Annotated in this window: 6 protein-coding genes; 5 read left to right on the forward strand and 1 reads right to left on the reverse strand. The window is 65.9% G+C overall.

Annotated elements, in window-relative coordinates:
* From DYI24_RS19580 to DYI24_RS19595, 4 genes are all read left to right on the forward strand, one after another.
* The coding region (locus tag DYI24_RS19580; RefSeq protein WP_164573485.1) for a TetR/AcrR family transcriptional regulator at positions 1-510 on the forward strand (510 nt) is incomplete at its 5' end.
* 111 nt (positions 511-621) lie between these two features.
* Positions 622-1638 (forward strand): LLM class flavin-dependent oxidoreductase, encoded by a 1017-nt coding sequence (locus DYI24_RS19585; protein ID WP_164573486.1) that lies wholly within the window; start codon positions 622-624, stop codon positions 1636-1638.
* A 125-nt stretch (positions 1639-1763) separates the two neighbouring features.
* Entirely contained in the window at positions 1764-3287 is a 1524-nt protein-coding gene (locus DYI24_RS19590) for a helicase HerA domain-containing protein (RefSeq protein WP_164573487.1), read from the forward strand.
* A 98-nt stretch (positions 3288-3385) separates the two neighbouring features.
* Positions 3386-4495, forward strand: a complete 1110-nt coding sequence (locus DYI24_RS19595; RefSeq protein ID WP_164573488.1) for an S-(hydroxymethyl)glutathione dehydrogenase/class III alcohol dehydrogenase — start codon at positions 3386-3388, stop codon at positions 4493-4495.
* 280 nt (positions 4496-4775) lie between these two features.
* Here DYI24_RS19595 and DYI24_RS19600 read toward each other — a convergent pair whose 3' ends face one another.
* On the reverse strand, positions 4776-5456 hold the full coding sequence (locus DYI24_RS19600) for a TetR/AcrR family transcriptional regulator (RefSeq protein WP_107355141.1): 681 nt from the start codon (positions 5454-5456) through the stop codon (positions 4776-4778).
* Between the two features lie 162 nt (positions 5457-5618).
* Here DYI24_RS19600 and DYI24_RS19605 point away from each other — a divergent pair.
* A partial coding sequence (locus DYI24_RS19605) for an FUSC family protein (protein WP_205523598.1) occupies positions 5619-5960 on the forward strand: 342 nt, incomplete at its 3' end.

Raw genomic sequence — 5960 nt, forward strand, 5'->3', positions numbered from 1 at the left:
GACGTCGCGGCGCGCGCAGGCGTGACCAAGGGCACGATCTATTTTTACTTCGACACCAAGGAGCGGGTGTTCGAGGAGATGGTCCGGCATAAATCGCAGTCGTTTCTGCCGGGCTTGAAGGACCACGCGCTCACCCTCTCCGGCTCGGCCACCGAACGTCTGCGCGGCTTGATCGCCTTCACCTATGGCCACATTGCGGAGAACCGCGAGTCCCGCGAAATTCTGCGCTTCCTGATCGCCGAGGGCTGTCGCTTTCCGGATCTGGTCGACCGTCACTACGACGAATTCGTCGCGCCGATCATGGATCAATTCAGGCAGGTGATCGACGACGGCGTCGCCGCGGGCGAATTCCGCGATGCGCCGGCCGCTGCCTTCACCGAGATCGTGATGAGTCCGGCGGTGTTGCTCAGCCTGTGGTCGCTGTTGTTCGGCACCCGCAAGGAAGTCGATTTCGTCGCCTTCACCGAAGCGAGTGTCGATCTGCTGCTGCGCGGCTTGGCGAACGATTGAGGCATCACGCGCGGCGCGCGTGCTGATCGATCACCGCCATGCGCCAGCGAAGGCTTTTTCTGAAACGGCAGGCGCACTATCTACAGCCTTCACATCGTCAGGGCTGTCTCCATGAAGAAGATCGGTTTTCTCTCGTTCGGCCATTGGTCGCCGCAGTCACGCACGCGTTCGGCCGCCGATGCGCTGCTCGAAACCATCGATCTGGCGCAGGCCGCCGAACAGCTCGGCGCCGATGGCGCCTACGTCCGCGTGCATCATTTCGCCCGGCAACTCGCCTCGCCCTTCCCGCTGCTCGCCGCCATCGGCGCCAAAACCGAGCGCATCGAGATCGGCACCGCCGTGATCGACATGCGCTACGAGAATCCGCTGTACATGGCCGAGGATGCCGGCGCCGCCGATCTGATCGCCGGCGGCCGGCTGCAGCTCGGCATCAGCCGCGGTTCGCCCGAGCAGGTGATCGATGGCTGGCGTTATTTCGGCTATCAGCCCGCCGAGGGCGAGAGCGACGCCGACATGGGCCGCCGCCACGCCGAAGTGCTGCTCGACCTCTTGCGTGGCCAGGGCTTCGCACAGCCCAACCCGCGGCCGATGTTTCCCAATCCGCCCGGACTATTGCGGCTCGAGCCGTATTCGGAGGGCCTGCGCGACCGCATCTGGTGGGGCGCCGGCTCCAACGCCACTGCGGTGTGGGCCGCCAAGCTCGGCATGAACCTGCAAAGCTCGACGCTGAAGAACGACGAGACCGGCGAGCCGTTTCACGTTCAGCAGGCGGCGCAGATTCGCGCCTATCGCGACGCGTGGAAACAGGCCGGCCACACCCGCACGCCGCGCGTCTCGGTCAGCCGCAGCATCTTCCCGCTGGTCGACGATCGCGACCGCGCCTATTTCGGCCGCGAAGGCCAGCAGCAGGATCAGATCGGCTATCTCGACGAACAGACCCGCGCGATCTTCGGCCGCTCTTATGCGGCGGAGCCGGACGCGCTGATCGAACAGCTCAAGGCCGACGCGGCGATCGCCGAAGCCGACACGCTGTTGCTGACGATCCCCAATCAGCTGGGCGTCGATTACAACGCCCATGTGATCGAGGCCGTTCTCACCCACGTCGCGCCGGCGCTCGGCTGGCGCTGATTCGCGGCTTGTCACGCAACGCTGATGTGCGTGCATAACACCGGGCGGAACCGCCGCAGGTGCTCGACGCGGCGCGCCCAGGTTGTTAAGCCCCCTGCTCGCGAAAGGAGACCTCGGGCCGAGCCATGACCGTTGCGATCGAAATGGGGCAAACCAATTCAGGCGCAACCGCGGCTCTCGATCTCGAGGAACTGCTGGCGACGCGCCTGTTGGTGCAGGGCAATTCCGGCTCGGGCAAGTCGCATCTGCTGCGCCGCCTGCTGGAGCAGAGCGCGCCCTGGGTACAGCAGGCGATCATCGATCCCGAAGGCGACTTCGTCACGCTGGCGGAGCGATTCGGCCATCTCGTGATCGACGCCGAAGACCACACCGAGCGCGGCCTGCAGGTCGCCGGCGAACGTGCCCGGATTCATCGCGTCTCGGCGGTGCTCAATCTCGAAGGACTCGATGCCGAGAACCAGATGCGCCGCGCTGCGGCGTTTCTCGATGGCATGTTCAACACCGCGCGCGACCATTGGTACCCGATGTTGGTGGTGGTCGACGAAGCCCAGCTGTTCGCGCCCGCGGTGGCTGGCGAAGTCTCCGACGAAGCGCGTAAGCTCTCGCTCGGTGCGATGACCAATCTGATGTGCCGCGGCCGCAAGCGCGGCCTCGCCGGCGTGATCGCCACCCAGCGCCTCGCCAAGCTCGCCAAGAACGTCGCGGCAGAAGCCTCGAACTTCCTGATGGGCCGCACCTTCCTCGATATCGACATGGCGCGCGCCGCCGATCTGCTCGGCATGGAGCGGCGGCAGGCCGAAGCGTTTCGCGATCTCGAACGCGGCCAGTTCATGGCGCTCGGCCCGGCGCTGTCGCGCCGGCCGCTGGGCTTGCGGATCGGGCCGACCGAAACGCACCCGCGCAACTCCACGCCACGCCTGATGCCGCTGCCGGAAGCCGGGCTCGAAGACGCGCGCGCCGTGATCCTCGCCGCGCCGCCGCCGGAGACCACCGCAACGCGGCCGCAGCGCCGCGCCCCCGCGCCGGATCTGCTCAGCCAGTTGATGGCGGCGAAGTCTGTCGCGATCGACACCACGCCTGAGCCCGAAGCGCCGCCGCTCAGCGACGAACAGATCGCCGAGCGCCGCGAACGGCTCGACCGTATCCTGCGCGCGATCCTGGCCGAGCCGGATGCCGGCTTCCGCGCCATCGGCGTGCTGTATCAGGAATTCGTGGTGCGCTGCCGGATCGAAGGCCTCGCCACCGCGATCCCGGACATGACCGAGTTTCGGCGGATGCTGACGCACGCTCGCGCCGGCCTCACCACCGAGATGGCCGCCGATGATGCGTGGCAGGACGTGACGCTCCGCGCTTCCACCCTGCCTGACGATATGCAGGGCGTGTTCATGATCATCGCCCGCGCCGCCAAGGAAGGCTGGCCCTGCCCCGGCGACGCCGCGATTGCACGGGCCTATGGCACCCACTCGCTGCGCCGCGCCCGGCGCCTGCTGACCTACATCGAAGAACAGGGCCTGATCGTCTGCCAATTCGACGGCGCCGGCCGCCGCACCGTGACGCTGGTCGAGCTCGCCTGGGCCACCGCGCCCGGCGATCCCAACGCGCCCGACGATCTGCCGCTCGAAGACGATTGCCGCGCCGCCTCGGCATGAGCCCCGTCGCCTCACCAGGCTAGAAAACGGTTCAAGTCGGCGCGCCGATTTGCGATACGAGAGGCAATCGCAGTTTCGCTGATGCCAGGAGGATCGCCATGAAGACACGGGCCGCCGTCGCGTTCGAGGCCAAGAAGCCGCTCGAAATCGTCGAGCTGGATCTCGAAGGGCCCAAGGCCGGCGAGGTGCTGGTCGAGATCAAGGCCACCGGCATCTGCCACACCGACGCCTACACGCTCGACGGCTTCGATAGCGAAGGCATCTTCCCCTCGATCCTCGGCCATGAAGGCGCGGGCATCGTCCGCGAGGTCGGCGCCGGCGTCACCTCGGTGAAGCCGGGCGATCACGTCATTCCGCTGTACACGCCGGAATGCCGGCAGTGCAAAAGCTGCCTGAGCCAGAAGACCAACCTCTGCACCGCGATCCGCGCTACGCAGGGCAAGGGCCTGATGCCGGACGGCACCTCGCGCTTTTCCTACAAAGGCCAGACCATCTATCACTACATGGGCTGCTCGACGTTCTCGAACTTCACCGTGCTGCCGGAGATCGCAGTCGCGAAGGTCCGAGAGGACGCACCGTTCGACAAGAGCTGCTACATCGGCTGCGGCGTCACCACCGGCGTCGGCGCGGTGGTCAACACCGCCAAAGTCACGCCCGGCTCCAACGTCGTGGTGTTCGGCCTCGGCGGCATCGGCCTCAACGTGATTCAGGGCGCCAAGATGGTCGGTGCCGACAAGATCGTCGGCGTCGACATCAACGACGACAAGGAAGAATGGGGCCGCCGCTTCGGCATGACCCATTTCGTCAACCCGAAGAAGGTCGACGGCGACATCGTCCAGCATCTGGTCGGGCTCACCGATGGCGGCGCCGACTACACGTTCGACTGCACCGGCAACACCAATGTGATGCGCCAGGCGCTCGAAGCCTGCCATCGCGGCTGGGGCGTGTCGGTGGTGATCGGCGTCGCTGAAGCCGGCAAGGAAATCTCGACCCGCCCGTTCCAGCTCGTCACCGGCCGTGTCTGGAGGGGCAGCGCGTTCGGCGGCGCCCGCGGCCGCACCGACGTGCCGAAGATCGTCGACTGGTACATGAACGGCAAGATCGAGATCGACCCGATGATCACCCATGTGCTGAAGCTCGAAGAGATCAACAAGGGTTTTGATCTGATGCACCAAGGCAAGTCGATCCGTTCGGTGGTGGTGTTCTAGAGCCGTTCATCACCTGATCGAAGCGGATTTGGCCCTTGCCAAGGGCAAAGGTCCTCATCCTGAGGAGCCCGGCAAAGCCGGGCGTCTCGAAGGATGAGGAGCCACATCGCCTGCGGCGCATGGTTCGAGACGGCGCTTCGCGCCTCCTCACCATGAGGCTGTGCCTGTTGTGAGCACTCCGAACCGCGGTCCCGGTTCTATCAAAAGCAGAACTACTCGAGCCCGAACTCACGACGTCTGGTTTTCGTGGGACGGAAGCGGCCAAAGGGGTATTCATCCCTCACCGCCCTGCCTCGCCGGAAAACATCAACTCCAGCTGGGCCTCGAACAGGCCGGCGATGTCGACCGGGTGGTCGCGATCGATCAGCTGGTTGTTGAGAATGCCCATCCACACCGGCGCGATCAGCAAATGCGGGTGGCGGATCAACCGATCGTCGGGCAGTTCGCCGCGGCGGCGCGCTACCGGCGCCAGGCGCTTGATCTGGTCGAGCACCGGATCGAACATCTCGCGGCGATAGATCTCGACCAGCGCCGGAAACCGCACGCCCTCGACGATCACCAGCCGGGCCATCGCCGCCCGTCCCTTGCGCTCGATCTCGCCGAGCGCGATCAGCAGCGTCCGGCGCAGGAACGCCTGCACGCTCTCGTCGCGCCCGCGCCTCTCCTCCAGGATATCGCCGAGCGCGCCGACCAGCTCCTGCTGCACCACGCCGGCGAACAGCGCTTCCTTGGTGGCGAAGTAACGATACGGCGTGCCCTTGGCGACGCCGGCACGCTGCGCCACCCCAGCGATCGTCGCATCCGCAAAGCCCTTGTCGAGAAACTCAGCGAGTGCGGCCCGCACGATGCTCGCTTTGGTTTGCGCGGTCTTGTCCGGACTCGGCCCGCGCGCGACCCGTTTGGAACGAACCGCCGCATTGCTGGTCAGCGTTTTTGCAGGCGTTTGTTTGGGCTTAGGCATGGTCGCGTCCTGAGCGATGAAGCACGGCACAATTCTGGCGGGTCGTCATCTTGACATAAAATGACCCCATGGTCATTTATGTAAAGGTCGCGCCAGATACCAGCCCTTTTCACCCGAGAAGGCGCCGCGCGCCCCTCCTTTCGGAATCTAGGATTTCCGCCGATGTCGCTGCCCGACGAGCAGCAATGGCTGTTTGCGTTCAAGACGTTCGCCGCTGCGATGCTGGCGATGGCGATCGGGCTGTGGCTCGATCTGCCGCGGCCGTATTGGGCGGTGGCGACGGTCTACATCACCTCGCATCCGCTCTCCGGCACGACGCGGTCGAAGGCGGTGTTCCGCGTCCTCGGCACCCTGATCGGCGCCTGCGTCGCCGTGGCGATCGTGCCCAATCTCGCCGGGGCGCCGCCGCTGCTGGTGCTTGCGATCGCGCTATGGTCGGCGCTGTGCATCTACGTGTCGGTGCTCGACCGCTCGCCGCGCAGCTACGTGGCGATGCTGGCGGGC

Origin of the sequence: Rhodopseudomonas sp. BR0C11, from assembly GCF_010820945.1 — a bacterium.
GTDB classification, from domain to species: Bacteria; Pseudomonadota; Alphaproteobacteria; order Rhizobiales; family Xanthobacteraceae; genus Rhodopseudomonas; species Rhodopseudomonas palustris_H.